Raw genomic sequence first — 24,384 nt, 5'->3', positions numbered from 1 at the left:
CGCCCCGCTGCAGGAGCGCGCGATGGAACGCGACCAAGCCACCAACTTCATCCATGAGCTGCTGCGGCTGCTGGTCAGCCGCAATGGCAGCGACCTGTTCCTGACCGCCGACTTTCCGCCGGCCATCAAGGTCGACGGCGTCATCACCAAGGTGTCGCAGCAGCCGCTGACCGGCCAGCACACCCAGGCGCTGGCGCGCGCCATCATGAACGACAAGCAGGCCGCGGAATTCGAGCGCACCAAGGAGTGCAACTTCGCCATCGCGCCGGCCGGCATCGGGCGCTTCCGCGTCAACGCCCACGTGCAGATGGGCAAGGTCGGGCTGGTGCTGCGCACCATCCCGTCCAAGATCCCCACCATCGACGAGCTCGGCCTGCCGCAGATCCTCAAGCAGCTGGCGCTGGCCAAGCGCGGCATCTGCATCGTCGTCGGCGGCACCGGCACCGGCAAGTCCACCACGCTGGCGGCGATGGTGGACTGGCGCAACGAGCACACGCACGACCACATCGTCACCATCGAGGACCCGGTGGAGTTCGTGCACACGCACAAGAACTGCATCGTCACCCAGCGCGAGGTCGGCATCGACACCGACAGCTGGGAGATCGCGCTGAAGAACTCGCTGCGCCAGGCGCCCAACGTCATCCTGATGGGCGAGATCCGCGACCGCGAGACCATGGAGCACGCGATCGCCTTCTCCGAGACCGGCCACCTGTGCCTGGCCACGCTGCACGCCAACAGCGCCAACCAGGCCATGGAGCGCATCATCAACTTTTTCCCGCAGGAGCGCCACGCGCAGCTGCTCAAGGACGTCTCGCTCAACCTGCGCGGCATGGTGGCGCAGCGCCTGCTGCCGCGCGAGGACGGCAAGGGGCGCGTGGCCATCGTCGAGGTGCTGCTCAACAGCGCGCTGATCGCCGACCTCATCATGAAGGGCGAGATCAACGAGATCAAGGAGGTCATGAAGCGCAGCACCGAGGTCGGCATGCAGACCTTCGACCAGGCGCTGTTCGACGCCTTCGAGGCCTACCAGATCTCCTACGAGGACGCGGTGCGCAACGCCGACTCGCAAAACGACATCAAGCTGCGCATCAAGCTGGAGAGCCAGCGCGCGCGCAACAGCGACCTGGCCGCCGGCACCGAACACCTGCAGATCGTCTGAACCGCACTCTCATGCCCAACGTCAACCCCAAGCCCTCCTACGATGCCGTTGCCCCGCAGCGCGTGGCCTTCATCGGCCTTGGCGTGATGGGCTGGCCGATGGCCGCGCACCTGGCGCTGGCCGGCCACACCGTCACCGTCTACAACCGCACCGCCGCCAAGGCCGAGGCCCTGGTGCAGGCCATGGCCGCGCGCGGCATCGACCGCGTGCGCACGGCCGCCACGCCGCGCGCCGCCGCCGAAGGGGCCGCCTTCGTGATGGCCTGCGTCGGCAACGACGACGACCTGCGCAGCGTCGTGCTCGGGCCCGAGGGGGCGCTGGCCGGCATGGCGGCCGATGCGGTGTTCGTCGACCACACCACCGCCTCGGCCGAGGTGGCGCGCGAGCTGCACGCTGCCGCGCGCGCGCGCGGGTGCCACTTCGTCGATGCACCGGTCTCCGGCGGGCAGGCCGGCGCCGAAAACGGCCAGCTCACCATCATGTGCGGCGGCGACGAGGCGCCGTTCGCGCGCGCGCGGCCGGTGATGGGCGCCTACGCGCGCGCCGTCACCCGCATCGGCGCCAGCGGCGCCGGCCAACTGGCCAAGATGGTCAACCAGATCTGCATCGCCGGGCTGGTGCAGGGGCTGGCCGAGGCCATCGCCTTCGGCCAGCGCGCCGGGCTGGACATGAAGCTGGTGCTGGACGTGATCGGCAAGGGCGCGGCGCAGAGCTGGCAGATGGACAACCGCGGCAAGACGATGGTGGAGGACCGCTTCGACTTCGGCTTCGCGGTGGACTGGATGCGCAAGGACCTGGCGCTGTGCCTGCAGGAGGCGCGGCGCAACGGCGCGCGCCTGCCGGTGACGGCGCTGGTGGACCAGTTCTACGCCGACGTGCAGGCCATGGGCGGCGGGCGCTGGGACACCTCCAGCCTGATCCGCCGCCTGCGCTGACGCCGCCGCCCGCGGCGGGCGGCGGCGCGGCGCCTCAGCGGCCGCCGGCCGGCGCGGCTTGGTCCTGCTTCGGCGGGGGCGGCTGCAGGCGCGCCAGCTCGGCCTCGCTGATGATCTCGAACACGCGCACCACGCGCTGCACGCCCGGCACGGTGCGCGCGATGTCGGCGGCGCGCTGCGCCTCGCGCGCCGTCACCAGCCCCATCAGATAGACCGTGCCGCGCTCGGTGGTGACCTTGATGGCGTTGGCCGACAGGTCCTTGGCATCGACGAAGGCGGCCTTGACGCGCGCGGTCACCAGCGCATCCGACGAACGCGCCGTCAGCGACGGCGAACCCATCACCGCCAGTTCGTCGACCACGCCGGCGACGTTCTCCACGCCCTGCACGATGCGCAGCACGGTCTGGCGGTCGGCCTCGGAGGCGACCTCGCCGGTCAGCAGCACCTTGCGGTTGAAGCTGGTGGCGTTGACGCGCGCGCGCTCGCCGAGCTGCTCGCGCACGCGGTTGGCCGCCTTCAGTTCGATGGTCTGATCCTCCAGCTGCGTGGCGGCGGTGCGGCGGTCGGTGGCCACCAGCACCGTGCCGCCCACCGCGGCGCCGGCCACCAGCGGCGCGCAGCCGCTGGACGCCACCCCCAGCGCCGTCGCCAACACCAGCACCAGCGCCCTGCGGCACACGGTCTCCTGCTTGCCTGTCCTGCTCATGCGGTCACCGTCTCCATGTCCTCGTCGCCCAGCAGCTGGGCATCCAGCGCGTCGCACAGCGCGTGCAGCGCCACCAGCTGCGCCTCCAGCACGCGCGCCGGCCGCTCGGTCGGCACCGCCACCCAGACGTCGCCGTCACGCAGCGCGTCGGGCAGCTCGCCGGGCCGCGCGCCGGTCAGCGCCACCACGGCCATCTCGCGCTCGTGCGCGGCCTCCAGCAGCGCCAGCGCGTCGGCCGCCGGCACGCTGGCGCTCAGCAGCACCAGCACGTCACCCGGCAGGCCCAGCGCGCGCAGCTGTCGCACCGTCGGCCACGCCGCCGCGTCGGCCGGCGCCACGGCGGTGCCCAGCGCCAGCGCGGCCAGCTCCGGCCGCTCGCGCTCGAAGCGCCCCACCAGCTGCGCGACGAAGGCCTGCGCCAGCGCGGCGGCCACGCCGCCGCCCCACACCAGCACCTTGCCGCCACTGGTCAGGCCGTGCAGCAACACGCCGGCGGCGGCCTCCAGTTGGGCGCCCAGCGCCTGGGCGCACTGGTACTGCAGGTCGGCTCCGTCGACGAAATGCTGCTGGATGCGCGGCGTCAGCATGGGGCGCAATCTTAAGCGGTGCGGTGGTGCGGTCCTTCCTCTCAATCCCAGGCGCCGGCATCGAAGGCGGCGCGCAGCCACTCGATGCGAGGCGGCGCGGCGCCGTCGAGTTCCCCGTCGATGACGACGACGTCGAAACGGCACGGCGGCACCGGCGACAGCCGCGCCAGGAAGTGCCGCGCCGCCCAGACGATGCGCCGCTGCTTGACCCGGCCGACGCTGGCGGCGGCACCCCCGTGGTCCCCACGGCTGCGCTGGCGCACCTCGACGAAGACCAGCGTGCCGTCCGGCTCGGCCATAATGAGGTCGACCTCCCCGCCCCCACGGCCGGGCGAGCGCACGTTGCGCCGCACCAGGCGCAGGCCGCGTGCCTGCAGGTGGCGCAACGCCAGCGCCTCGGCGGCGTCGCCGCGCGCCTTGGTGGTGGGGCCGGGGCCCGTCGCCCGCCGCCGTCCTGCCGTCGTCGCCATGGCCGAAGATCTCCCTTCCGGCGCGCCTTGCGCCCCCGCCAGCGCCGCGGATCCCGCCGCGCTGGCCGCCGCCCAGCATTATCCGGCCGGGGCGCTGTACGTGGTGGCCACGCCGATCGGCAACCGCGCCGACATCACGCTGCGCGCGCTGCACGTGCTGGCGCTGGCCGACGCGGTGGCATGCGAGGACACGCGCCACACGGCGCAGCTGCTGCGCGGCTACGGCCTGCAGCGGCCGCTGCTGGCGCTGCACGAGCACAACGAGGTCGCCGCCGCGCGCGGCGTGGTGGAGCGGCTGCGCGCCGGCCAGCGCGTCGCCTACGTCAGCGACGCCGGCACGCCCGGCATCAGCGACCCCGGCGCGCGCCTGTGCGCGGCGGTGCGCGCCGCCGGCCTGCGCTGCGTGCCGGTGCCCGGCGCCAGCAGCGTCACCGCGCTGCTGAGCGTGGCCGGCGTGAGCGCCGAGGCCGTCACCTTCGTCGGCTTCCTGCCGCCCAAGGGCCGCGCGCGCGCCGAGGCCTGGCGGCACTGGGCCGCGCTGCCCACCGGACTCGTGCTGCTGGAGGCGCCGCACCGCATCGAGCTGTTGGCCGCCGAGCTTGGCGCGCTGGGCCCGCGGACGCTCACCGTCGGGCGCGAGCTGACCAAGCAGTTCGAGGAGATCGTCACGCTGCCGTGCGCCGGGCTGGCCGCCTGGCTGGCGGCCGAGCCGCAGCGGCGCCGCGGCGAGTTCACGCTGCTCGTTCATCCGCCCGACACATCCGCGCCGCACGATGGCGGCGCGCTGACGCCCGAGGCGCGGCGCGTGCTGGCGCTGCTGCTGCAGGAGCTGCCGCCGGCGCGTGCGGCGCGGCTGGCGGCGGCGATCACCGGCGCGCCGCGCGACGCCCTGTACGCCGCCGCCACGGCCGAACCCAGTACCCGATGATGCGACGCCTGTCCCAACTGCTGCTGCGTGGCCTGCTGGCGCTGCTGCCGCTGGCGCTGACGGTGTACCTGCTGTGGGCGCTGGTGGTGTGGTCCGAGCGGCTGGCGCTGCAGCTGCTGCGCCCCTTCATCGGCGAGGTCTATTTCCCCGGCCTCGGGCTGGTGCTGACGCTGGCGCTGATCCTGCTGGCCGGCCTGCTCGTCTCCAGCCAGGCCGCCTCGCGCGTGCTGGGCTGGATCGAGCTGCCGTTCACCAACCTGCCGGTGGTCAAGAGCATCTACTCGTCGCTGAAGAGCTTTGCCGACTATTTCGCGCCGCACCGCCACGACCGCCCGGCGCAGCAGGTGGTGGTGGTGCGCCCGCCCGGCGCCGAGTGGGAGGTGGTGGGCCTGGTGACGCGCCAGCACACCCACGGGCTGCCGGCCGGCTTCCTGGACGGCGACCGCGTGGCCGTTTACCTGCCGATGGGCTACATGATCGGCGGCTACACCGTCTTCGTGCCGCGCGCCTGGGTCAACCCGATCGCGATGAGCGTGGAGGAGGCCATGCGCCAGTCGCTGATCGCCTGGATGGCCCCGGGCGCCTCCCCTCCTCCCGCCGTCGACCCGGGCCGCCGCGCCCGCCCGCAGGAGCCTTCGCGATGACGATCCGCAACCTCGATGCCCTTTTCCAGCCGCGCCGCGTCGTGGTGGTCGGCGCCTCCGACCGCCCCGGCAGCGTCGGTGCCACCGTCTGGCGCAACCTGCACGGCACCTTCCAGGGCGAGCTGTTCGCCGTCAACCCGCGCCGCCCGGCGCTGGGCGCGCCGGTGGTGGCCACGGTGGAGGAACTGCCCGCCCCCCCCGACCTGGCGGTCATCTGCACACCCCCGGCCACGGTGCCGGAGCTGATCGGACGGCTGGGTGCGCGCGGCTGCCGCGCCGCGGTGGTCATCACGGCCGGACTGGACGCCGGCCTGAAGCAGGCCATGCTGCAGGCCGCGCGCCCGCACACGCTGCGCATCCTCGGCCCCAACTGCATCGGCATGCTGGTGCCGCACCTGGGGCTCAACGCCAGCTTCGCCCACGCCAGCGCCGCCCCCGGCAACATCGCCTTCGTGTCGCAGTCCGGCGCACTGGTCACCGCCGTGCTGGACTGGGCCAACGACCGCGGCATCGGCTTTTCGCACTTCGTCTCGCTGGGCGAGCACGCCGACGTCGACTTCGGCGACATGCTCGACTACCTGGGCAGCGACGCGCGCACGCGCGCCATCCTGATGTACGTCGAGTCGGTCACCGCACCGCGCAAGTTCATGTCGGCCGCGCGCGCCGCCGCGCGCAACAAGCCGGTGGTGCTGGTCAAGGCCGGCCGCTCGGCGCAGGGCGCGCGCGCGGCCTGCTCGCACACCGGCGCGCTGGCCGGCTCCGACGAGGTGTTCGACGCTGCGATCTCGCGCGCCGGCATGCTGCGCGTGCACACGCTGCACCAGCTGTTCCTCGCCGCGGAGATCCTGGCGCGCTTCCGCGACAACCGCAGCGAGCGGCTGCTGGTGCTGACCAACGGCGGCGGCGCCGGCGTGATGGCCGCCGACGCCGCCGCCCACATGGGCGTGGAGCTGGCCACCCTGCACGAGACCACCGTGCGCCGGCTCGACGAGGTGCTGCCCGGCAACTGGTCGCGCGCCAACCCGGTGGACATCATCGGCGATGCGCCCGCGCAGCGCTACGTGGAGGCGCTGCGCATCCTGCGCGAGGACCGCGACAGTGCGATCCTGTTCGTGCAGGCCCCCACCGCCATCGTGCCCAGCGACGAGATCGCCCAGGCGCTGCTGCCCATGGCGGCCGAGCGCCCGCCGCGCGTGCTGGGCTGCTGGCTCGGCAGCGGCGCGGTGGCCGCCGCGCGCCAACGCTTCCGCGCCGCCGGCATCCCGGACTTTGCCACGCCGGAGGAAGCGGTGCGGGCGTTCTCGTTCCTGCGCCAGTACCACCGCCACCAGGCCGAGCTGCTGGAGACGCCGCCGGCGCCGCCCGGCATCGGGCTGGACCTGCCGGCGATCCAGGCGCTGGTGCAGCGGGTGCTGGCCGAAGGGCGCGAGTGGCTGAGCGAGCCGGAGGCCAAGCAGCTGCTGGCGCTGGCCGGCATCCCGGTCACGCCGGTGCGCTGCGTACCCCCCGAGCCGGAAGCCGCCGCGGCCGCCGCCGAGGCGCTGGGTTACCCCGTCGTGCTCAAGATCCTCTCGCCCGACATCACGCACAAGTCCGACGTCGGCGGCGTGCGCCTGAACCTGCACGACGCCGCCGAGGTGCGCAGCGCCGCCAGCGCCATGCTGCAATGCGTGGCGCAGCGGCGTCCCGGCGCACGGCTGGAGGGCTTCGCGGTGCAGCCGATGGTGCAGCGGCGCCACGCCCACGAGCTCATCGTCGGCGCCACCATCGACCCGCTGTTCGGACCGGTGATCCTGTTCGGCGCCGGCGGCACCGCGGTGGAGGTGCTGGGAGACCGCGCGGTGGCCCTGCCGCCGCTCAACGTCGCGCTGGCCGAGGCGCTGATCGAGCGCACGCGCGTGGCCCGGCTGCTGCGCGGCTGGCGCGACGTGCCGCCGGCGCACCGGCCCAGCATCCACGCCGCGCTGCTGGCGGTGGCGCAGCTGCTGGCCGACGTACCCGAGATCGCCGAGCTCGACATCAACCCGCTGGTGGTCGACGCGCAGGGCGCCGTGGCGCTCGATGCGCGCGTGCGCGTCAGCGCGCACCGCCCCGGCGGCGCGGCGCACTTCGCGATCCGGCCCTACCCGCAGGAGCTCATCGAGGTGCTGCCCTGGGACGGCGGGGTGATCACGCTGCGGCCGATCCGGCCGGAGGACGAGGCGCAGCACCTGGCGTTTCTCGAACGCGTCGACCCGGAGGACATCCGCCTGCGCATCTTCTACAGCCGGCGCAGCATCGAGCACAGCGAACTCGCCCGCCTGACGCAGATCGACTATGACCGCGAGATGGCCTTCATCGCCACGCGCCCCCGCCCGGACGGCGACGGCGAGGAAACGCTCGGCGTGGTGCGCGGCATCTGCGACCCCGACAACGACAGCGCCGAGTACGGCATCCTGGTGCGCTCCGACCTCAAAGGCCGCGGGCTCGGGCGCATCCTGATGGACAAGCTCATCCGCTACCTGCGCGCGCACGGCACGCGCCGCATCGTCGGCCAGGTGCTGCGCGAGAACGCCGGCATGCTGGCGCTGGTGGCGCGGCTGGGGTTTGCCATCCGCCCGCACCCGGACGATCCGGACCTGCGTGTGGTGGAGCTGCCGCTGCAGGGTCAGCCGCCCACGCGCTGAGCCCCCCGCCGCGGGCCGGCAACGACCGTTCGTCGGCTCGTTTGTTGCAATGCAACAAATGCCCTTGCGTTGTCACGCGAGGTCCCTATACTAGGCTTTGTTGCACTGCAACATCGTCCACACACAAGGAGTCCTGCCATGATGACCGTCGACCAACTCGTCGCCCTGCACAAGAAAAACGTCGCCGCCGCCTTCGACCTCGCCGACAAGGCGTTCGCCGGCGTCGAGAAGCTGGCCGAGCTCAACCTGCAGACCGTCAAGACGCTGCTGGCCGAGGCTGCCGAGCACACCCAGACCGCGCTGGCCGTCAAGGACATGCAGGACCTGGTGGCGCTGCACAACGCCGTCTTCCAGCCGATGGGCGAGAAGGTGGCCTCCTACCATCGTCACGTCTACGACATCGCCTCGGGCGTGCAGACCGAGCTGGCCAAGGCGCTGGAAGCCCAGGCCCAGGAGGCGCACAAGCAGTTCATCGCCACGCTCGACGGCCTGGTCAAGAACGCGCCGCAGGGCACCGAACCGGCCGTGGCCGCGATGAAGCAGGCCGTCACCACCGCCGCCGCCGCGATGGAGTCGGTGCAGAAGGCGGTCAAGCAGGCCGCGGAGCTGGCCGACGCCAACCTGAAGGCCGTGGCCAGCACCGCCGTGGCCGCCACCAAGGCCCCGCGCACGGCCAGCAAGGCGGCGGCCTGAGCATCCGCGCGCCATCCCGGCCATGTCGGGCCACCCCCCGGGGTGGCCTTTTTCATGGCCGGGCGCCCCGGCGAGGCGGCGCATAATCGCCTCATCCCGATCGCCATCCACCCATTCGCACGGAGGAGTCTCATGTCCATCGACACCATCGGCGTCGTCGGCGCCGGCACCATGGGCAACGGCATCGCGCAGGTCTGCGCCGCCAGCGGCCTGCAGGTCGTCATGATCGACGTCAGCGACGCCGCCCTGGCCAAGGGCATGGCCACGATCGCCGGCAGCCTGGATCGCCTGCTCAAGAAAGACAAGATCACCGCCGCCGACAAGGAGGCGACCCTGGCGCGCATCCGCACCTCGACCCAATACGACGACTTGAAGGGCGCGCAGCTCGTCATCGAGGCCGCCACCGAAAACCTCGAGCTCAAGCTCAAGATCCTGCGCCAGCTCGACGGCCTGCTGGCACCCGAGGCCATCGTCGCGACCAACACCAGCTCGATCAGCATCACGCAACTGGCCGCCGTCACCGGGCGCGCGGACCGCTTCATCGGCATGCACTTCTTCAACCCGGTGCCGATGATGGCGCTGGTGGAGATCATTCGCGGCCTGCAGACCAGCGACGCCACGCACGACGCCGTGCGCGACCTGGCGCTCAAGCTCGGCAAGACGCCGATCACGGTCAAGAACTCGCCCGGCTTCGTCGTCAACCGCATCCTGGTGCCGATGATCAACGAGGCCTTCTTCGTGCTGGCCGAGGGGCTGGCCAGCCCGGAGGACATCGACGCCGGCATGAAGCTCGGCTGCAACCACCCGATCGGGCCGCTGGCGCTGGCCGACATGATCGGGCTGGACGTGTGCCTGGCGGTGATGAACGTGTACTTCGCCGAGTTCAACGACAGCAAGTACCGCCCCTGCCCGCTGCTGAAGGAGATGGTGGCTGCCGGCTACCTGGGCCGCAAGAGCGGCCGCGGCGTCTACACCTACGCATGAGGGGCCGCGCCGGGGGCTGAGGCGCGCCCCGTGCCCAGTGGGGCGGGCGCGCGCCCGCTCCCGCTCACACCGCCGGCGGCAGCGGTGCGGCGACGAAGTGGCCCGACTTGCCCCCGAGCTTTTCCAGCAGGCGCACCTCGCCGATCACCATGCCGCGGTCGGCCGCCTTGCACATGTCGTAGATGGTCAGCAGCGCCACCTGCACCGCGGTCAGCGCCTCCATCTCGACGCCGGTCGGCCCCACCGTCTCGGCGGTGGCGCGCACGCGCACCGCCGGCGGGTCGTGCTCCGCCACGAAGTCCAGTGCCACGCGCGTCAGCGCCACGGGGTGGCACAGCGGGATCAGGTCGCTGGTGCGCTTGGCGGCCATGATGCCGGCGATGCGCGCCACGCCGAGCACGTCACCCTTCTTCGCGCTGCCCTGCTCGATCAGGGCGAGCGTGGCAGCCTGCATGCGGATGCGCCCTTCGGCCACGGCGACGCGGTGCGTGGCGGCCTTGGCGCCCACGTCCACCATGTGGGCCTGGCCGTGGGCGTCGAAATGGGTCAGCGGCGAGGAAGTCGGCGGCGTGTCCATGCGCGGAATTGTCGCGCGGATTGGCGCATCATAGGCGCATGGACGAGGCGACGACGAACGACGGCGCGCCGGCGCGCTGGCGCCCGCTGCCTGCCTGCAGCCGGCGCGACTGGCTGCGGCGCGTGCTGCGAAGCGCCTTCGGCGCGGCGGCAGCCGGGGTGCTGCTGCCGTGGCTGGCCGCCCCGCCGCCGGCGCGCGCGCAGGGCAGCCTGCCGACGCTGGGCGACGGCGGCGAACTGACGCTGGCGCAGGAGCGCGAGCTGGGTGACCGCATCGCGCGCGCGCTCTTCCGCGATCCGGCCTACCTAGACGACGCACCGCTGGCGGAGCTGCTGCAGGCTGTCTGGCAGCCGCTGTTGGCCGGCGCGCGCCAGCGCGGCGAGCTCCCCGACGAGCTGGCCGAGCGCTTCGCCTGGCGGCTGCTGCTCGGGCGCGACCCCACCGTCAACGCGTTCGCGCTGCCGGGCGGCTACTTCGGCGTGCACCTGGGCCTGATCGGCGTGACGCAGCGACCCGAGGAGCTGGCCAGCGTGCTGGCGCACGAGCTCAGCCACGTCACGCAGCGCCACATCGCGCGCCTGTTGACGCGCCAGGGCCAGCAGGCGCCGCTGGTGCTGGCGGCCATGATCCTCGGGGCGCTGGCGGCCAGCGCGGCCAGGAACGCCGACATCGCCGGCGCCGCCATCGCCGGCGGCCAGGCGGTGGCGCTGCAGGGCCAGCTCAACTTCTCGCGCGACATGGAACGCGAGGCCGACCGCATCGGGCTGGCGGTGCTGCAGGCCGCCGGCTTCCCGGGCCACGGCTTCATCGGCATGTTCGAGCGGCTGCAGCAGTCCGCGCGCCTCAACGACGACGGCAGCTTTCCCTATCTGCGCAGCCATCCGCTGACCACCGAGCGCATCGCCGACATGCGCGCTCGGCTGGGCCTGCTGCCCGCGACGGCGGCGGCGCCGGCGCCGGTGGCGGACGACTGGCATGCCGCGATGGCCGCGCGCGCGCGCGTGCTGGCCGATCCCAGCGCCGAGCGCCTGCGCGGGCACGCGCTGGCGCCGCGCCACGACCCCGGCAGCCGCTACGGCGCCGCGCTGGCCGCCACGCTGCGGCGCGACGCCGGCACCGCCCTGGAGGCGCTCGACGGCCTGGAGACGGAAGGTTCGCCGGCGCTGCATCGCGCGGCTGCCTGGCTGCGGCTGGAGGCGCTCACGCGGCTGCACGACGAACCGGCGCTGCCGCCGGCCGAGCGCGCGCGCCTGCCTGCGCTGGCGCGGCAGGTGCTTGCCGACGGCACACGCGCCGGCCTGCTGCTGGCCGCCCGGGCCGCCCCGTACGCCGACGCACCGCTCGTGCGCGAGACGGCGGCACGGCTGCAGGCGTGGTGCGTGCAGCACCCGCTCGACGCCGGCGCCTGGGAGGCGCTGGCGCCGTTGCAGCGCGCACTCGGTCAGCCGCTGCGCGCCGGCCGCGCCGAGGGCGAGGCACGTCTGGCCGAGCTGGACCTGACCGGCGCGCTGGACCGCTTCCGCGCCACCCAGCGCCTGGCCGGGCAGCAGCACGGCACGGACTGGCAGGAGCTGGCGGTGCTGGACGCGCGCGTGCGCCACGTCGAGGCGCTGCTGCGCGAGCAGGAGGCGGCGGCGCGGCGGCGCTGAAGAAGCGGACCCGCATCCGCTGCAAGGGCAACCGGCCCGGCTATCATGCGCACCCCCGGAAACGTTGCGCATGACTCATCCTGGCTCGACCATGGCCGGTATCCACATCACGGACATCGAGGCCGCGATCAACTTCTGGCGTCAGCGCCAGCCCTCGCCCGACGGCGTCACGCTGCCGGCGCCGCTGCGCGCGCTGGCGGAGGTGTACGCGCTGCTGATCCATTTCGGCGAGGACGAAGCCGACGAGCGCACCATGCCGCGTGCCGCGTGGGAAGCGTGGAAGGCATGGTACGACACCACCCCGGACACGCCGTGCATCGCGATCTGCTCCACCAACCAGGGCGATGCGGTCTGCAAGGGCTGCGGCCGCACGCACGAGGAGGTGACGCGCTGGCCGGCGATGACGCCGGGCGAAAAGCGGGCGGTGTGGCGCCGCATCACGCGCGAGGGCAGCGCCTGGCGTTTCAACATCTACGCCGAGCGCGCGGTGGAACGGCAGGGCACCGGAGCTGAACGCGCACCCGCGACCCCGCCCCAGCCTGCCGCCTGAGCCCCCGTGCGGCCCAGTCGGGGGCCGGCACCAGCCAGCCGCGGCTTCGGTCCGGCACCGCCTGCGGGCTCAGATGCGCCGCGCCAGCTCCGCGGCCTTGCCGGTGTACGCCGCCGGCGTCAGCGCGCGCAGGCGCGCCTTTTCCGCTTCCGGGATCGGCAGGTCGTCGATCAGCGCGTGCAGCGCCGCGCGCGTGACCTGCTGGCCGCGCGTAGCCTCCTTCAGCCGCTCGTAGGCGCCCGGCACGCCGTAGCGCCGCATCACGGTCTGGATCGGCTCGGCCAGCACCTCCCACGCCGCGTCCAGGTCGGCCGCCAGCGCCGCGGCGTTGAGCTCGAGCTTGCCCAACCCCGTCAGCAGCGACTGGTGCGCCAGCACCGCGTAGCCCAGCGCCACGCCCATGCTGCGCAGCACGGTGGAGTCGGTCAGGTCGCGCTGCCAGCGGCTCACCGGCAGCTTTTCGCTCAGGTGGCGCAGCAGCGCGTTGGCCAGCCCCAGGTTGCCCTCGGCGTTCTCGAAGTCGATCGGGTTGACCTTGTGCGGCATCGTCGACGAGCCGATCTCGCCGGCCTTGAGCTTCTGCCTGAAGTAGCCCAGGCTGATGTAGCCCCAGACGTCGCGCGCCAGATCGACGAGGATGGTGTTGCTGCGCGCCACGGCGTCGAACAGCTCGGCCATGTAGTCGTGCGGCTCGATCTGGATGCTGTAGGGCTGAAACGTCAGCCCCAGGCCGATCGGCGCCTCCGGGGGCGTCTCCGGCCCCGGCGCCGGCGTCTCCACCACGCTGCGCGCGAACGCCTCCCAGTCCACGTCCGGGTAGGCCGCCAGGTGCGCGTTGTAGTTGCCCACCGCCCCGTTCATCTTGGCCCGCAGCGGCACGGCGGCGATGCGCTCGCGCGCGGCCTCGAGCCGCGCCACCACGTTGGCCAGCTCCTTGCCGACGGTGGTGGGACTCGCGGTCTGGCCGTGCGTGCGCGACAGCATCGGCGCCTCGGCCCACGCGTGCGCCAGCTCGCGCAGGCGCGCCACGATCGCGTCCAGCCCCTGCAGCAGCACCGCGCGGCCGGCCTGCAGCTGCAGCGCGTGGCTGGTGTTGTTGATGTCCTCGCTGGTGCAGGCGAAGTGCACGAACTCGCCGGCGCGCTGCAGCTCCGGCCAGCCGGCGAACACCCCCGGCACGCCCAGCTCGGCGTGGCCGCGGATCCAGTACTCCACCGCCTTGACGTCGTGGTTGGTGGTCTTCTCGATCGCCTTGATCGCCGCCGCATCCGCCGGCGCAAAGTCCCGCACCACGCGCCGCAGGTGCGCGCGCGCCGCCGCCGACAGCGGCGGGAACTCCGGCAGGCCGAGGTCGCTCAGGCGCTCGAACCACGTCAGCTCCACCTGCACGCGCCGGTGCATGAAGCCGTATTCGCTGAAGATCGGCCGCAGCGCGGCGACCTTGGCGGCGTAGCGGCCGTCCAGCGGCGACAGCGCCGTCAGCGCGGCGTCCGGCGTGGCAAGGGAAGCGTCAGCGTGGGCTTGCATAGTGGCCCCCGATTGTAGGGGGCGCTCGTCCCTGCCGCCGGCGCCCGCGCGGCCACCGCGGCGCGCCGGCCTCTCTACAATCGGCGCAGCCGGCGCCCGATTCCCGCGGGGAAGACCGCGCCGCCAGGCCCATCCTCCATGACCATGAAACTCAAGCTCATCGGCAGCCTCACCAGCCCCTACGTGCGCAAGGTGCGCATCGTCATGGCCGAAAAGAAGCTCGACTTCCAGTTCGAGCTGGCCGACCCCTGGGCCGCCGACAGCACGGTGCCCGAAGCCAACCCGCTGGGCAAGGTGCCGTGTCTGGTGATGGAAGGCGGCGAGGCCGTGTTCGACTCGCGCGTCATCGTCGAGTACCTGGACACGCTGTCGCCGGTGGGCAAGCTGATCCCGGCCAGCGGGCGCGAGCGCGCCGAGGTCAAGACCTGGGAAGCGCTGGCCGACGGCGTGCTGGATGCGGCGGTGGCCGCGCGCATGGAGCAGGTCTGGAGCGGCCGCGCGCCGCACGAGCGCAGCCAGGCGTGGATCGACCGCCAGCTGGCCGCCGTGCAGCGCGCCCTGAAGGCGATGAGCCTGGGCCTCGGCGACCGGCCGCACTGCCACGGGCTGCACCTGACGCTGGCCGACATCGCCGTCGGCGTGGCGCTGGGCTACCTGGACTTCCGCTTCCCGGCGATCGACTGGCGTGCCGCCTACCCCAACCTCGCGCGTCTGCACGAGCGGCTGATGCAGCGCCCGAGCTTTGCCGAGACGCTGCCGCCCGCGGCCTGATGGCGCGCGTGGCCGCGAACGGACAAAAAAAGACCGCGAAGCACCGACCGGGACAACAGGAGGAGGGAGGGAGGAGGAGAACCGCCCCGGCCGGCCATGTTGGCGCGCGCCGTGCAACCACCGGCGTCGCGCCGCGCTTCGCGGTCGCATCAAACCCAACGACGACTCACGCCTGTTCTGAGGCCGGCGCCGGCCCGGAAGTTCCGCGCTACCGTGCCGCGGTTCACGCCATTCGTCGGCTGCTGCCCGCCGCCTGACCTGCCGGCAGCTCGAGCTGCGCACGCAGGCCGCCCAGCGGCGCGCGCGCCAGCGTCAACGAGCCGCCGTAGAGCGACGCGACCTCGCGCACGATGTCCAGCCCCAGGCCGCTGCCGGGCACGCGCTCGTCGGCCCGCACCCCGCGCGCCAGCACCTGCCGGCACTGCTCGGGCGTCAGGCCCGGGCCGTCGTCGTCCACCGTGAGCAGCAGCCGCCGGCCTTCGCGCCGCACCGACACCCGCACGCGCCGGCGCGCCCACTTGCAGGCGTTGTCCAGCAGGTTGCCGGCCATCTCCTGCAGATCCTGCGCCTCGCCGGCGAACACCGCCTCCGGCTCGCCCTGCAGCGTCAGCTCCAGCTCGCCGGCGCCCTCGGCACGCGCCGCGTGCACCTTGCGCATCACGCGAAACAGCCCTTCCAGCACCGGCTGCACCGCCGTCTGGCGCGACGGATGCGTGCCACTGGCGGCGCGCGCGCGGCGCAGGTGCCAGTCGACCTGCTCGCGCAGGCGCTGCACCTGCTCCTGCAGCGCGGCGGCGGCGGCCGGCTCGCGCGGCCGCAGCTCCTCGGCCAGCGTCGCCATCACCGCCAGCGGCGTCTTGATCGCGTGCGCCAGGTTGCCGGCCAGCCGCCGCGCCCGCTCCACCACCTGCTCGTCGTACGCCAGCACGCGGTTGAAGTCGTCCACCAGCGGCTGCACCTCGGCAGGGAAGCGCCCCTGCAGCCGCGTCTGGTGGCCGCCGCGCACCGCGTGCAGCGCCTGCTGCAGCGCGCGCAGCGGCCGCAGCCCCAGCCACAGCTGCGCCGCCACCGCCGCCAGCAGCGCCGCCCCCAACCCGGCCAGCGACAGCGCCAGCGCGCCGTGAAAGGCGGCGCGCGCCTGCTCCAGCTCGCGCGTGTCGGCGGCGACGACGACGCGCCAGCGCGGCCCCTGCTCGCCCCACTGCACGGCGCGCTCCAGCGCCCGCAGCCGCTGCCCCGCCGGCCCGGGCAGCGCATGCCGGTGCAGCGCGCCGTCCGGCAGCGCATCGTCCGCCAGCGCCAGCCGCTCGTCCCACAGCGAGCGCGAGCGCAGCGCCGGCTCCGCCTCGGCGCGCCCCACCGCCTGCACCTGCCAGTACAGGCCGCCGTAGGGGCGCTGCCAGCGCGGGTCGGCCAGCGGGCGCGCCAGCACCGGCTGCCCGTCGGCGTCCGGCTCCAGCGCCGCCAGCAGCTGCGTGAGCTGGTCCTGCAGCCGCAGGTCGAACTGCTGCGTCACGTGGCGCTCGAACAGCCGCGCGATCACCACCCCGGCCAGCACCAGCGCCAGCGACACCGCCAGCAGCGCCGCCAGCAGCAGGCGCCAGCGCAGCGAGGCGGTCCAGCGCCTCATCCGGCGGCGGCCTCCAGCCGGTAGCCCAGGCCGCGCACCGTCTCGATGCTGCCGGGCGGCAGCTTGCGCCGCAGCCGGGCGACGAACACCTCGATGGTGTTGGAGTCGCGCTCGGCGTCGCTGCCGTACAGGTGCTCGGCCAGCTCGGTGCGCGGCACCACCTGACCGGCGCGGTGCATCAGGTACGACAGCACGCGCAGCTCCTGCGCCGTCAGCACGAGGGGCTGGCCATCGACGCTGGCGCGCTGCTGGCGCGTGTCCAGCTCCAGCGCGCCGCAGCGCAGCACCGGGTGCGCGGCGCCGTGCGCCCGGCGGATCAGCGCGCGCACGCGCGCCAGCAGCTCCTCGGTGTGGAACGGCTTGGTCAGGTAGTCGTCCGCCCCGGCGTCGATGCCGGCCACCTTGTCCTGCCACGCGTCGCGCGCGGTCAGGATCAGCACCGGCGCCGTCACGCCTTCGGCGCGCCAGCGCTGCAGCACCGTCAGGCCGTCCAGCTGCGGCAGACCCAGATCCAGCACGATGGCGTCGTAGGGCTCCACGCCGCCCAGCTCCCACGCGCGGCGGCCGTCGGCGGCCACGTCCACCGTGTAGCCGGCCGCGCGCAGGCTGGCCGCCAGCCGCTGCGCCAGCGCCGCCTCGTCCTCCACCAGCAGCACCCTCACCGCTTGCCTTTCTTCACTTCGGTCTTGAGCACGCGGCCGTCGCGCGCATCCACGTACCACTCGACCAGCCGCCCGTCGGGGCGCAGCACCTTGAATTCGTACACCCAGCGGCCGTGCTCGCGCTCCAGCTCGGTGGCGATGATCTCGCCATCAAGCAGCGGCTGCACCCGCTGCAGGATCTCGGCCAGCGGCCGAATCTCGCCGGCCAGCACGGCCTCGCGCGCGCGCCGCTGGTCGCCGCCGCCATCGGCCCACGCGCCCGACCAGGCGACGGCCAGCAGCGTCACGAGCGCTGCCAGGGACGCGCGCCGCCGCCCGGAGCGCCACCGCGGCGGGCAGCAGGCAGGCAGCGGCGGCCAAGCGCGATTCATGCCCGAGAGGATAGGGCACAGGAGCTGAACCGCGGATGAACCGCGGCCGGGCGCCCGGGGCCGCCGCTGCGGCGGCGCCCGCGCGGCGAGGCGCCGCGCGCGCCGTCCCGGTCAGCCGAACTTGACGAACAGGCGCGCGTACGGCCCCTTGAGGCCGCCCAGCGCCTTGCGCATCGCCTCGGCGTCGCCCTGCTGCACCGCCGCGCGCAGCGCCTGCACCGAGGCGAGCACCGCCTGCAGTCCGTCGCGGAACTCACTGCTCGCGCGCAGCTCGGGCGGCGCCTGCGTCTGCAGCCGCTGCGCCAGGTGGTGCAGCACGCCGGCGTGCTCGGCCAGCGCCAGCCGGCCCTGCGGCTGCTCCAGCAGCTTCGGCCCCTCGGTCAGCGCCAGCTCCATCGCCTCGTGGTAGGCGTTCATGTGGTCGCTGAAGACGATCACCTGGTTGCGCTGGCGCAGCGCGGCCAGCAGGTCGCGCACCGCCTCCAGCCGGTCGTGCGCCGCCGGCAGCCGGCCGGCCTCCACCAGCGTGGCGGCCTCCTCCAGCACCTGCGCCACCTGCTGCAGCGTGCGCCCGTACTCCGGGTCGCCGGCGTACGGCACGGACGGCTGGGCGTGCTCGCGCAGCACGCGCTGCCACGCGGCGCGGGCCTCGGCCAGCGCCGCGCGCGCCGCCTCGACGTCGCTCTGGTTGGTGCGGAACAGCGCCATGCGGTACGGCGCGTAGGCCTGCTGCAGGGCGGTGGTCACCGGGTCGGCCGCCTGCAGCGGGCCGGCCAGCAGCGCGCCCACGGCGGCCGCCGCCAGCGTCCGCCACCCGATCGTTGGTCTGCTCATCGCCACGCCTTTCCTGGTCCCGTGCCGCCGGCCACCCCCGATGGGCGGCTCCACGACGGCCACGCCGATGCTGACGGCTGAAAGCTTAATGCCAGATGAATGCGGCGTTCACGCTGGCGACGACCGCCCCTTGGCATGCTGCCGGCATTCGATGCCGTGACTTCAGGAGTCCACCATGTCCGACTGCTCTTTGCTGCGCACCCCCGGCACTTGCGCGCGCCGCGCGGCGCTGGCCGCCGGCCTGGCGCTGGCGGCGCTGCTGGCGCACGCCGGCGACACCACGCCGGCGGCGGAGCTGGCGCGCTTCGAGGCCGAGGCCGGCCGCGCCGGCGACGCCGCCGCCGGCCAGCGCCTGTTCACCCAGCGCCACGGCGGCGAGTGGTCGTGCAGCAGCTGCCACGGCGACCTGCCAACCCGCCCCGGCCGCCACGCCAGCACCGGCAAGACGATCCCGCCGCTGGCCCCCGCCGCCAACCCGGATGCGCTGACCGAGCGCGCCAAGGTCGACAAGTGGCTGCGGCGCAACTGCGGCGACGTGCTCGGCCGCGCCTGCACCGCCGCCGAGAAGGCCGACGTGCTGGCTTGGCTGACCCGCCTGCGCTGACCCCGCCCGGACGCCCGAAAGAGTCTCGACCATGCCTTCCCTCTCGTCCCGATCACGCCCGCGGCGCTTGGCCGCCCTCCTGCTGGCCGCGTTGCCCGTCTGGCCGGCGCTGGCCGACGGCGTGCGCCTGCCGGCACAGGTGCCGCCCGCCTACCGCAGCGAGTGCGGCGCCTGCCACGTCGCCTACCCGCCCGGGCTGCTGCCGGCGGCGTCGTGGCAGCGGTTGATGGGCAGCCTGGAGCGCCACTACGGCACCGACGCCTCGCTCGACGCCGCCACCGTGCAGCAGCTCAGCGCCTGGCTGCAGGCGCACGCCGGCACGGGCAAGCGCGTCGGCCCCGAGCCGCCGCCGCAGGACCGCATCACGCGCAGCGCCTGGTTCGAGCGCAAGCACCGCAAGCTCGACGAGGTCGTCTGGCGCCTGCCCAGCGTCAAGAGCGCGGCCAACTGCGCCGCCTGCCACGGCGGCGCCGAGCAGGGCCGCTTCGACGAGCACGACCTGCGCATGCCCGCCGGCCTGCCGGCGCGCTACCGCTCCGCCTTCCTCGACGATTGACCGCTTCTTCAGGAGTCGACACCATGATCGCCACCACCCGCCCCGGTCTCCCCGAGCGCGCCCCGGGCGCCGCCACCACCTCGCCGACCCCCGGCCGGCGCGTGATCGACGCGCCGACGCGCGCCTTCCACTGGCTGTTCGCGCTCAGCTTCGTGGGCGCCTACCTGACCGCCGACGGCGAGCGCTGGCGGCTGGTGCACGTCGTGCTGGGCTACACGATGGCCGGGCTGCTGGGCTGGCGCGTGCTGGATGGCCTCATCGGCCCGCGCCACGTGCGGCTGGCGGCGCTGGCGCGCAGGCTCGCCGCCGCCCCGGCGTGGGCGCGCGCCACGCTGCAGGCGCTGCGCACCGGTGACCTGGCGGCGCTGGGTGGCACCGGCCGGCAGGGCCAGAACCTGGCGCTGGCCGGCGTCATCGCGGCGCTGCTGCTGGCGGCGCCGCCGCTGGTGGCCAGCGGCGTGGCCACCTTCCACGACTGGGGCGGCGAGTGGCTGGAGGAGGTGCACGAGGCCTTCGGCAACGGGATGCTCGCGCTGGTACTGGCGCACCTGGGGCTGCTGGCCGCCTTGAGCGCGTGGCGGCGGCAGAACCTGGCGCGGCCGATGCTGACCGGCCGCACCCCGGGCCGCGGCCCGGACCTGGTCACGCACAACCGCGGCTGGCTGGCGTGGCTGCTGGTGCTGGCGGTGCTGGCCTACTGGGCGTGGGAGTGGACGCAGGCGCCGCGCGGGCCGCAGACCGAGGCTGGCTGGCGCGTCCCAGCCCTCGGCGCTGCGGTGCACCACGAGGACGACGACTGAGCCGGCCTCAGCGGCCCGGCGCCGCGCGGGCCGCGCCGGCTTCGTACCAGCCGCGCGTGCGGTTGACCACCGCCACCACCGCCAGCATCAGCGGCACCTCGATCAACACCCCGACCACCGTGGCCAGCGCCGCGCCGGACTCGAAGCCGAACAGGCTGATCGCGGTGGCCACCGCCAGCTCGAAGAAGTTGGAGGCCCCGATCAGCGCCGACGGCGCGGCCACGCAGTGCGCCTCGCCGACGCGGCGGTTGAGCCAGTAGGCCAGCGCCGAGTTGAACACCACCTGGATGACGATCGGCACCGCCAGCAGCGCGATCACCAGCGGCTGGCGCAGGATCGCCTCGCCCTGGAAGCCGAACAGCAGCACCAGGGTCAGCAGCAGCGCCGCGATCGACCAAGGGCCCAGGCGCGCCAGCGTGGCCTGCAGCGCCGCCTCGCCGCCGCGCTGCAGCAACGCCCGCCGCCACGCCTGCGCCAGCAGCACCGGCACCACGATGTAGAGCCCCACCGACACCAGCAGCGTGGCCCACGGCACGCTGATCGAGGCCAGCCCCAGCAGCAGGCCCACGATCGGCGCGAACGCGAACACCATGATGGTGTCGTTGAGCGCCACCTGGCTCAGCGTGAACAGCGGATCGCCGCCGGACAGCCGGCTCCAGACGAACACCATCGCCGTGCACGGCGCGGCGGCCAGCAGGATCAGGCCGGCCACGTAGCCGTCGAGCTGCTCGGCCGGCAGCCACGGCGCGAACAGCTGGCGCACGAACAGCCACGCCAGCAGCGCCATCGAGAACGGCTTGACCAGCCAGTTGACCGCCACCGTCACGGCGATGCCGCGCACGTGCCGGCGCACCTGCGGCAGCGCGCCGAAGTCCACCTTGAGCAGCATCGGGATGATCATCACCCAGATCAGCAGCCCGACCGGCAGGTTGACCTGCGCCACCTCCAGCCGCGCCACCGCCTGGAACAGCGTCGGCCACAGCTGCCCCAGCAGGATGCCCGCCACGATGCACAGCGCCACCCACAGCGTCAGGTAGCGCTCGAACACGCCCATCGGCGCACCCGCGGCACGCCGGGCGGTGACCTCACACTGCGCGCTCATCGTCGCCCTCCGTGGCCAGTTCGAGCGCCAGCCGCTGCAGCCCCGCCGCGTCGGCCCCGGCGGGACAGCGCTGCACCAGCTTCGTCAACCGCGCGCGCAGCCGGTCGCGCACGGCACGGAAGGCCGCCAGCTTGACCTCGTCGGGCGCGTCGCCCGCCGATGGATCCGGGTAGCCCCAGTGCGCCCGCGCCGGCTGCCCCGGCCAGACCGGGCAGACCTCGCCGGCGGCGCCGTCGCAGACGGTGACGACGAGATCCATCACCGGCGCGCCGGGGGCGGCGAACACGTCCCACGACTTGCTGCGCAGGCCCTCGGTCGGGATGCCGGCCTCGCGCAGCACCTGCAGACCCAGCGGGTTGGGCTGCTGGTTCGGGCGCGGGCTGCTGCCGGCGGAAAACGCCCGGAACCGCCCCTCACCGAGATGGTTCAGCAGCGCCTCGGCCAGAATGCTGCGCGCCGAGTTGTGGGTGCACAGGAACAGCACGTTGAGAGGTCGCACGGCCATCGCCCGGGTCTCCTTCAGCAGCAACGGTTGGCCGGGTCGCGCGCCCCGGCGCGGCAGGATGGGGCGGCCGCGGCGCTGGATCGCGGCGCCACCTCCGGCGCCGGCGCGCAGCATGCCGCGGCGGCGGCCGCCTGCTCGCGAAACACCGGGATGTCGTGCAGCGTGTGGAAGTGCTCCCAGGCGATGCCCTGCGGATCGGTCACCCAGTGCTTGTCGCTGCGCGCGTAGCAGCAGGTGGTGATGCCCTCCTCCAGCAACGCCTGATCGGCTGCCTGCGCGCGCGCCTTCAGCTCCGCCAGCTCCGCCGCGTCGTCGACCTGGAATCCCAGATGATCCACGCCGGGCGTGGCGCCCCGGGTCGAGATGGCGAAGTTCAGCCGCGGGTCGTCGAGCATCCACTTGGCGTAGTCGGCCTCGACGCGCACCGGTGCGGCACCGAACAGGCGGCTGTAGAACGCGATGCTGCCGGCCAGATCGCGCACGTGGACATGGACATGGAAGCGCTTCATCGGATGATCCTCACGCAAGGAAGGGGGAAGGGGACTCAGGTCGGGCAGGACAGCTCGTCCGCCGCCACGGCGCATGCCTGGCCGCGGCAGCAGTTCTCGGTGAGGTAGGCCAGCAGGGCCTGCATCGTCGTGAACGCGGCACGGTAGATCAGGTGCCGGCCCTGGCGCTGCTGCGTCACCAGGCCGGCGTGCAGCAGCTCCTTGAGATGAAAGGACAAGGCGCTGGGGGTGACGTGCAGCGCCTCGGCCAGCGCGCCGGGCGTCAGCCCCTCGGCGCCGGCCTGCACCAGCGCGCGGAAGGCACGCAGCCGCACCGGCTGGGCCAGCGCGGCCAGCGCCTGCACGGCTTCGCGCTCGTTCATCATGTTCACATATTACATGAATCATTGAACTCTTGCGGGAACCGGCGGCGGCTTGCCCGAGTCGGCGTCAAGCCTGCCGCGACGGACGGCGCACGCGCCGCGGCGCCAGCCCGGCCTCAGGTCAGCGCGAGGATGCGCCGCGCCCCACGCAGCACCACCACGGCGATCACGGTGCCGATCAGCAGGTCCGGCCACGGCGAGCCAGTGGCCAGCACCAGCGCACCGGCGACGATGACGCCGAGGTTGGCCAGCACGTCGTTGGCGGAAAAGATGTAGCTCGCCTGCATGTGCACGCCGCCGTCGCGGTGGCGCGCGATCAGCAGCAGGCAGGCCACGTTGGCCACCAGCGCCAGCGCCCCCACCCCCATCATCAGCAGCGACACCGGCTCGCTGCCGAACCAGGCCCGCCGCGCCACCTCCACGAGCGCCAGCAGCGCGAGCAGCCCTTGCGTCCAGCCGGCCACGCGCGCCGCCGCGGCCTGGCTGGCCGCGCCGCGCGCCACCGCCAGCAGCGCGGTGCCGTAGACCGCCGCGTCGGCCAGCATGTCCAGCGCATCGGCCATCAGCCCGGTGGACTGCGCCCACCAGCCCACCGCCAGCTCGACGACGAACATCAGCGCGTTGATCGCCAGCAGCGCGCGCAGCACGCGCGCCTCGGCGGCCAGGTCGGCCTCCGCCCCGGCCGGGCCGGGCTCGGTCAGCGCGACGCTGCCCACCAGCTGCGCCCCGAGCTCGAGCGGCTGCAGGCGCTGCAGCACGGCTTCGGCCGGCCCGGCGTGCTCGACCACCAGCGTACGCCCGGGCAGGTCGAACGTCAGCCGCGCTCCCCGCAGCCCGCGCAGCGCGGCGCGAATCAGGTTTTCCTCCGACGGGCAGTCCATCGCCGGCACACGGAAGGTGCTGCGCCAGCGGCCGTCAGGGTGAATCGAGCCGGTCGTCATCTCGTTCATGCGTCGTCGGTCGAAGGTGCGGCGAGCCAGCGCGCCGGATCGGCGCGCGCCGCCCGCCGATCGAACGTCCACCACGGGGTCTGGCCGGCCTGCGCCGCCAGCGCCAGGTGCAGGCAGTCGGCGAAGTCGGGTGCCTCGTCACGGCGGCAGCGCCACAGCGCCTCCTCCACCGCCGCCTCGTGCTGCCAGGCCAGCTCGCGCGTCTGCAGCAGGGCGTCCAGCGCCATGAGGATCTGGGCCCTGCGGTAACCGTAACGCGAGCGCAGCACCCATTCCAGTTCCAGCACCACCGTCACCGGCACCCACAGCGGCTCGCCGCGGCGCTGCGCCTGCGCCAGCAGCGCCAGCACGCGGTCGGCCTGCGTCGCGTCGTCGGCCACCAGCCAGCGCACCAGGACGTTGGTGTCCAGCGACGGCATCAGCCCTGCCCGAGCCCGAGCTGCTCGACCGGCCGCGGCTCGCCCGGCGGCGCCGGCAGCAGGCCGCGCAGCTCGCGCAGGCTGCGCGTCTTGGCGCGCAGCACCACGGTGCCGTCCGGCATCGGCGTGAAGGTCAGGCGGTCGTGCTCGCGCAAGCCCAGAGCACGCCGGATCGCGGCCGGAATCGTGACCTGCCCCTTGCTGGTGACGGCGGCTTCGTGCATCGCGGTCTCC

Annotated in this window: 29 protein-coding genes; 13 read left to right on the top strand and 16 right to left on the bottom strand. The window is 73.8% G+C overall.

Translation table 11 applies throughout. From position 1 onward, the window contains the following. Window positions 1-22: 22 nt before the first annotated feature. A complete protein-coding gene (locus Tsedi_RS02140; RefSeq protein ID WP_143893141.1) occupies window positions 23-1,159 on the top strand; it encodes a PilT/PilU family type 4a pilus ATPase in 1,137 nt (378 codons plus the stop codon). A gap of 11 nt (window positions 1,160-1,170) precedes the next feature. Further along, a complete protein-coding gene (locus tag Tsedi_RS02135; RefSeq protein ID WP_143893139.1) occupies window positions 1,171-2,094 on the top strand; it encodes an NAD(P)-dependent oxidoreductase in 924 nt (307 codons plus the stop codon). 34 nt (window positions 2,095-2,128) lie between these two features. On the opposite strand, the gene Tsedi_RS02130 is transcribed toward Tsedi_RS02135, so the two are convergent. Genes Tsedi_RS02130 through Tsedi_RS02120 form a run of 3 tightly spaced genes read right to left on the bottom strand, consistent with a single transcriptional unit; the run spans window position 2,129 to window position 3,857 of the window. Beyond that, window positions 2,129-2,800, bottom strand: a complete 672-nt coding sequence (locus Tsedi_RS02130) for a BON domain-containing protein (protein ID WP_143893137.1) — start codon at window positions 2,798-2,800, stop codon at window positions 2,129-2,131. Next, window positions 2,797-3,387 carry an SIS domain-containing protein gene (locus Tsedi_RS02125; protein WP_143893135.1) on the bottom strand — a complete coding sequence of 197 codons (591 nt, stop codon included), beginning with the start codon at window positions 3,385-3,387 and terminating at the stop codon, window positions 2,797-2,799. The genes Tsedi_RS02130 and Tsedi_RS02125 overlap by 4 nt, the downstream gene beginning before the upstream one ends. Window positions 3,388-3,428: 41 nt before the next feature. Beyond that, complete coding sequence (locus Tsedi_RS02120) at window positions 3,429-3,857, bottom strand: YraN family protein (protein ID WP_143893134.1); 429 nt, start codon at window positions 3,855-3,857, stop codon at window positions 3,429-3,431. Here Tsedi_RS02120 and rsmI point away from each other — a divergent pair. The 5 genes from rsmI (at window position 3,856) to Tsedi_RS02095 (ending at window position 9,772) form a co-directional block, all read left to right on the top strand. Beyond that, window positions 3,856-4,785 carry a 16S rRNA (cytidine(1402)-2'-O)-methyltransferase gene (rsmI, locus tag Tsedi_RS02115; protein WP_143893132.1) on the top strand — a complete coding sequence of 310 codons (930 nt, stop codon included), beginning with the start codon at window positions 3,856-3,858 and terminating at the stop codon, window positions 4,783-4,785. The genes Tsedi_RS02120 and rsmI overlap by 2 nt on opposite strands. Further along, complete coding sequence (locus Tsedi_RS02110) at window positions 4,782-5,429, top strand: DUF502 domain-containing protein (RefSeq protein WP_143893130.1); 648 nt, start codon at window positions 4,782-4,784, stop codon at window positions 5,427-5,429. Before rsmI ends, Tsedi_RS02110 begins: the two co-directional genes overlap by 4 nt. Next, entirely contained in the window at window positions 5,426-8,095 is a 2,670-nt protein-coding gene (locus Tsedi_RS02105; RefSeq protein WP_143893128.1) for a bifunctional acetate--CoA ligase family protein/GNAT family N-acetyltransferase, read from the top strand. The genes Tsedi_RS02110 and Tsedi_RS02105 overlap by 4 nt, the downstream gene beginning before the upstream one ends. A 138-nt stretch (window positions 8,096-8,233) precedes the next feature. Beyond that, complete coding sequence (gene phaP / locus Tsedi_RS02100; protein ID WP_143893126.1) at window positions 8,234-8,788, top strand: phasin family protein; 555 nt, start codon at window positions 8,234-8,236, stop codon at window positions 8,786-8,788. A 132-nt stretch (window positions 8,789-8,920) separates the two neighbouring features. After that, the gene (locus Tsedi_RS02095) at window positions 8,921-9,772 is read left to right on the top strand and encodes a 3-hydroxybutyryl-CoA dehydrogenase (RefSeq protein WP_143893124.1); all 852 of its coding nucleotides are present in this window, start codon (window positions 8,921-8,923) and stop codon (window positions 9,770-9,772) included. A gap of 64 nt (window positions 9,773-9,836) precedes the next feature. Here the strand turns inward: Tsedi_RS02095 and moaC are convergent, their stop codons facing one another. Continuing rightward, window positions 9,837-10,349 carry a cyclic pyranopterin monophosphate synthase MoaC gene (moaC, locus tag Tsedi_RS02090; protein WP_143893122.1) on the bottom strand — a complete coding sequence of 171 codons (513 nt, stop codon included), beginning with the start codon at window positions 10,347-10,349 and terminating at the stop codon, window positions 9,837-9,839. A gap of 38 nt (window positions 10,350-10,387) precedes the next feature. On the opposite strand from moaC, the gene Tsedi_RS02085 reads away from it, so the two are divergent. Together Tsedi_RS02085 and Tsedi_RS02080 are read left to right on the top strand one after the other, a co-directional pair. Next, complete coding sequence (locus tag Tsedi_RS02085) at window positions 10,388-11,998, top strand: M48 family metalloprotease (RefSeq protein WP_143893119.1); 1,611 nt, start codon at window positions 10,388-10,390, stop codon at window positions 11,996-11,998. Between the two features lie 91 nt (window positions 11,999-12,089). Beyond that, window positions 12,090-12,548: a DUF3717 domain-containing protein gene (locus Tsedi_RS02080; protein WP_143893118.1), complete on the top strand. Its 459-nt coding sequence runs from the start codon at window positions 12,090-12,092 to the stop codon at window positions 12,546-12,548. Between the two features lie 69 nt (window positions 12,549-12,617). On the opposite strand, the gene purB is transcribed toward Tsedi_RS02080, so the two are convergent. Continuing rightward, on the bottom strand, window positions 12,618-14,075 hold the full coding sequence (gene purB / locus Tsedi_RS02075) for an adenylosuccinate lyase (protein WP_143893116.1): 1,458 nt from the start codon (window positions 14,073-14,075) through the stop codon (window positions 12,618-12,620). A gap of 144 nt (window positions 14,076-14,219) precedes the next feature. Here purB and Tsedi_RS02070 point away from each other — a divergent pair, with 144 nt between their 5' ends. After that, window positions 14,220-14,846 carry a glutathione S-transferase N-terminal domain-containing protein gene (locus Tsedi_RS02070; protein ID WP_143893114.1) on the top strand — a complete coding sequence of 209 codons (627 nt, stop codon included), beginning with the start codon at window positions 14,220-14,222 and terminating at the stop codon, window positions 14,844-14,846. 223 nt (window positions 14,847-15,069) lie between these two features. Here the strand turns inward: Tsedi_RS02070 and Tsedi_RS02065 are convergent, their stop codons facing one another. The 4 genes from Tsedi_RS02065 to Tsedi_RS12140 all read right to left on the bottom strand — a co-directional run bounded on the left by Tsedi_RS02065 (window position 15,070) and on the right by Tsedi_RS12140 (window position 18,343). Continuing rightward, complete coding sequence (locus Tsedi_RS02065) at window positions 15,070-16,476, bottom strand: ATP-binding protein (RefSeq protein ID WP_143893112.1); 1,407 nt, start codon at window positions 16,474-16,476, stop codon at window positions 15,070-15,072. After that, window positions 16,473-17,138 carry a response regulator gene (locus Tsedi_RS02060; RefSeq protein WP_143893110.1) on the bottom strand — a complete coding sequence of 222 codons (666 nt, stop codon included), beginning with the start codon at window positions 17,136-17,138 and terminating at the stop codon, window positions 16,473-16,475. Before Tsedi_RS02060 ends, Tsedi_RS02065 begins: the two co-directional genes overlap by 4 nt. Continuing rightward, window positions 17,135-17,425, bottom strand: a complete 291-nt coding sequence (locus tag Tsedi_RS02055; RefSeq protein WP_221934186.1) for a PepSY domain-containing protein — start codon at window positions 17,423-17,425, stop codon at window positions 17,135-17,137. The genes Tsedi_RS02060 and Tsedi_RS02055 overlap by 4 nt, the downstream gene beginning before the upstream one ends. A gap of 195 nt (window positions 17,426-17,620) precedes the next feature. Then, window positions 17,621-18,343 (bottom strand): hypothetical protein, encoded by a 723-nt coding sequence (locus Tsedi_RS12140; protein ID WP_185970550.1) that lies wholly within the window; start codon window positions 18,341-18,343, stop codon window positions 17,621-17,623. A 175-nt stretch (window positions 18,344-18,518) separates the two neighbouring features. On the opposite strand from Tsedi_RS12140, the gene Tsedi_RS02045 reads away from it, so the two are divergent. Genes Tsedi_RS02045 through Tsedi_RS02035 form a run of 3 tightly spaced genes read left to right on the top strand, consistent with a single transcriptional unit; the run spans window position 18,519 to window position 20,303 of the window. Continuing rightward, window positions 18,519-18,947: a DUF1924 domain-containing protein gene (locus Tsedi_RS02045; protein WP_143893106.1), complete on the top strand. Its 429-nt coding sequence runs from the start codon at window positions 18,519-18,521 to the stop codon at window positions 18,945-18,947. A 31-nt stretch (window positions 18,948-18,978) separates the two neighbouring features. Beyond that, entirely contained in the window at window positions 18,979-19,503 is a 525-nt protein-coding gene (locus tag Tsedi_RS02040; RefSeq protein ID WP_143893104.1) for a diheme cytochrome c, read from the top strand. A gap of 23 nt (window positions 19,504-19,526) precedes the next feature. Next, a complete protein-coding gene (locus tag Tsedi_RS02035; RefSeq protein ID WP_143893102.1) occupies window positions 19,527-20,303 on the top strand; it encodes a cytochrome b/b6 domain-containing protein in 777 nt (258 codons plus the stop codon). 7 nt (window positions 20,304-20,310) lie between these two features. On the opposite strand, the gene arsB is transcribed toward Tsedi_RS02035, so the two are convergent. The 7 genes from arsB to Tsedi_RS02000 all read right to left on the bottom strand — a co-directional run bounded on the left by arsB (window position 20,311) and on the right by Tsedi_RS02000 (window position 24,374). Next, a complete protein-coding gene (gene arsB / locus Tsedi_RS02030; protein ID WP_143893100.1) occupies window positions 20,311-21,405 on the bottom strand; it encodes an ACR3 family arsenite efflux transporter in 1,095 nt (364 codons plus the stop codon). Further along, window positions 21,389-21,910 (bottom strand): arsenate reductase ArsC, encoded by a 522-nt coding sequence (locus tag Tsedi_RS02025; RefSeq protein ID WP_143893098.1) that lies wholly within the window; start codon window positions 21,908-21,910, stop codon window positions 21,389-21,391. The genes arsB and Tsedi_RS02025 overlap by 17 nt, the downstream gene beginning before the upstream one ends. Before the next feature lie 14 nt (window positions 21,911-21,924). Next, window positions 21,925-22,419: an ArsI/CadI family heavy metal resistance metalloenzyme gene (locus tag Tsedi_RS02020; protein ID WP_143893096.1), complete on the bottom strand. Its 495-nt coding sequence runs from the start codon at window positions 22,417-22,419 to the stop codon at window positions 21,925-21,927. Between the two features lie 35 nt (window positions 22,420-22,454). After that, entirely contained in the window at window positions 22,455-22,781 is a 327-nt protein-coding gene (locus Tsedi_RS02015; protein WP_143893540.1) for an ArsR/SmtB family transcription factor, read from the bottom strand. A 116-nt stretch (window positions 22,782-22,897) separates the two neighbouring features. Next, entirely contained in the window at window positions 22,898-23,731 is an 834-nt protein-coding gene (locus tag Tsedi_RS02010) for a cation efflux transmembrane domain-containing protein (RefSeq protein ID WP_143893094.1), read from the bottom strand. Beyond that, complete coding sequence (locus tag Tsedi_RS02005; RefSeq protein ID WP_143893093.1) at window positions 23,728-24,150, bottom strand: type II toxin-antitoxin system VapC family toxin; 423 nt, start codon at window positions 24,148-24,150, stop codon at window positions 23,728-23,730. The genes Tsedi_RS02010 and Tsedi_RS02005 overlap by 4 nt, the downstream gene beginning before the upstream one ends. After that, window positions 24,150-24,374: an AbrB/MazE/SpoVT family DNA-binding domain-containing protein gene (locus Tsedi_RS02000; protein ID WP_143893092.1), complete on the bottom strand. Its 225-nt coding sequence runs from the start codon at window positions 24,372-24,374 to the stop codon at window positions 24,150-24,152. The genes Tsedi_RS02005 and Tsedi_RS02000 overlap by 1 nt, the downstream gene beginning before the upstream one ends. Window positions 24,375-24,384 lie beyond the last annotated feature (10 nt).

The organism is Tepidimonas sediminis, assembly GCF_007556605.1.
GTDB classification, from domain to species: Bacteria; Pseudomonadota; Gammaproteobacteria; order Burkholderiales; family Burkholderiaceae_C; genus Tepidimonas; species Tepidimonas sediminis.
The sequence above is the reverse complement of the archived record's forward strand: the minus strand, read 5'-3'. Positions and strand labels throughout refer to the sequence as shown.

What these genes read in the sequence shown, in the direction of transcription:
- Tsedi_RS02140 (WP_143893141.1), top strand. Translation starts at nt 23, where the DNA reads ATGGAACGCGACCAAGCCACCAACTTCATCCATGAGCTGCTGCGGCTG.
- Tsedi_RS02135 (WP_143893139.1), top strand. Translation starts at nt 1,171, where the DNA reads ATGCCCAACGTCAACCCCAAGCCCTCCTACGATGCCGTTGCCCCGCAG.
- Tsedi_RS02130 (WP_143893137.1), bottom strand. Translation starts at nt 2,800, where the DNA reads ATGAGCAGGACAGGCAAGCAGGAGACCGTGTGCCGCAGGGCGCTGGTG.
- Tsedi_RS02125 (WP_143893135.1), bottom strand. Translation starts at nt 3,387, where the DNA reads ATGCTGACGCCGCGCATCCAGCAGCATTTCGTCGACGGAGCCGACCTG.
- rsmI (WP_143893132.1), top strand. Translation starts at nt 3,856, where the DNA reads ATGGCCGAAGATCTCCCTTCCGGCGCGCCTTGCGCCCCCGCCAGCGCC.
- Tsedi_RS02120 (WP_143893134.1), bottom strand. Translation starts at nt 3,857, where the DNA reads ATGGCGACGACGGCAGGACGGCGGCGGGCGACGGGCCCCGGCCCCACC.
- Tsedi_RS02110 (WP_143893130.1), top strand. Translation starts at nt 4,782, where the DNA reads ATGATGCGACGCCTGTCCCAACTGCTGCTGCGTGGCCTGCTGGCGCTG.
- Tsedi_RS02105 (WP_143893128.1), top strand. Translation starts at nt 5,426, where the DNA reads ATGACGATCCGCAACCTCGATGCCCTTTTCCAGCCGCGCCGCGTCGTG.
- phaP (WP_143893126.1), top strand. Translation starts at nt 8,234, where the DNA reads ATGATGACCGTCGACCAACTCGTCGCCCTGCACAAGAAAAACGTCGCC.
- Tsedi_RS02095 (WP_143893124.1), top strand. Translation starts at nt 8,921, where the DNA reads ATGTCCATCGACACCATCGGCGTCGTCGGCGCCGGCACCATGGGCAAC.
- moaC (WP_143893122.1), bottom strand. Translation starts at nt 10,349, where the DNA reads ATGGACACGCCGCCGACTTCCTCGCCGCTGACCCATTTCGACGCCCAC.
- Tsedi_RS02085 (WP_143893119.1), top strand. Translation starts at nt 10,388, where the DNA reads ATGGACGAGGCGACGACGAACGACGGCGCGCCGGCGCGCTGGCGCCCG.
- Tsedi_RS02080 (WP_143893118.1), top strand. Translation starts at nt 12,090, where the DNA reads ATGGCCGGTATCCACATCACGGACATCGAGGCCGCGATCAACTTCTGG.
- purB (WP_143893116.1), bottom strand. Translation starts at nt 14,075, where the DNA reads ATGCAAGCCCACGCTGACGCTTCCCTTGCCACGCCGGACGCCGCGCTG.
- Tsedi_RS02070 (WP_143893114.1), top strand. Translation starts at nt 14,220, where the DNA reads ATGAAACTCAAGCTCATCGGCAGCCTCACCAGCCCCTACGTGCGCAAG.
- Tsedi_RS02065 (WP_143893112.1), bottom strand. Translation starts at nt 16,476, where the DNA reads ATGAGGCGCTGGACCGCCTCGCTGCGCTGGCGCCTGCTGCTGGCGGCG.
- Tsedi_RS12140 (WP_185970550.1), bottom strand. Translation starts at nt 18,343, where the DNA reads ATGAGCAGACCAACGATCGGGTGGCGGACGCTGGCGGCGGCCGCCGTG.
- Tsedi_RS02045 (WP_143893106.1), top strand. Translation starts at nt 18,519, where the DNA reads ATGTCCGACTGCTCTTTGCTGCGCACCCCCGGCACTTGCGCGCGCCGC.
- Tsedi_RS02040 (WP_143893104.1), top strand. Translation starts at nt 18,979, where the DNA reads ATGCCTTCCCTCTCGTCCCGATCACGCCCGCGGCGCTTGGCCGCCCTC.
- Tsedi_RS02035 (WP_143893102.1), top strand. Translation starts at nt 19,527, where the DNA reads ATGATCGCCACCACCCGCCCCGGTCTCCCCGAGCGCGCCCCGGGCGCC.
- arsB (WP_143893100.1), bottom strand. Translation starts at nt 21,405, where the DNA reads ATGAGCGCGCAGTGTGAGGTCACCGCCCGGCGTGCCGCGGGTGCGCCG.
- Tsedi_RS02025 (WP_143893098.1), bottom strand. Translation starts at nt 21,910, where the DNA reads ATGGCCGTGCGACCTCTCAACGTGCTGTTCCTGTGCACCCACAACTCG.
- Tsedi_RS02020 (WP_143893096.1), bottom strand. Translation starts at nt 22,419, where the DNA reads ATGAAGCGCTTCCATGTCCATGTCCACGTGCGCGATCTGGCCGGCAGC.
- Tsedi_RS02015 (WP_143893540.1), bottom strand. Translation starts at nt 22,781, where the DNA reads ATGAACGAGCGCGAAGCCGTGCAGGCGCTGGCCGCGCTGGCCCAGCCG.
- Tsedi_RS02010 (WP_143893094.1), bottom strand. Translation starts at nt 23,731, where the DNA reads ATGAACGAGATGACGACCGGCTCGATTCACCCTGACGGCCGCTGGCGC.
- Tsedi_RS02005 (WP_143893093.1), bottom strand. Translation starts at nt 24,150, where the DNA reads ATGCCGTCGCTGGACACCAACGTCCTGGTGCGCTGGCTGGTGGCCGAC.
- Tsedi_RS02000 (WP_143893092.1), bottom strand. Translation starts at nt 24,374, where the DNA reads ATGCACGAAGCCGCCGTCACCAGCAAGGGGCAGGTCACGATTCCGGCC.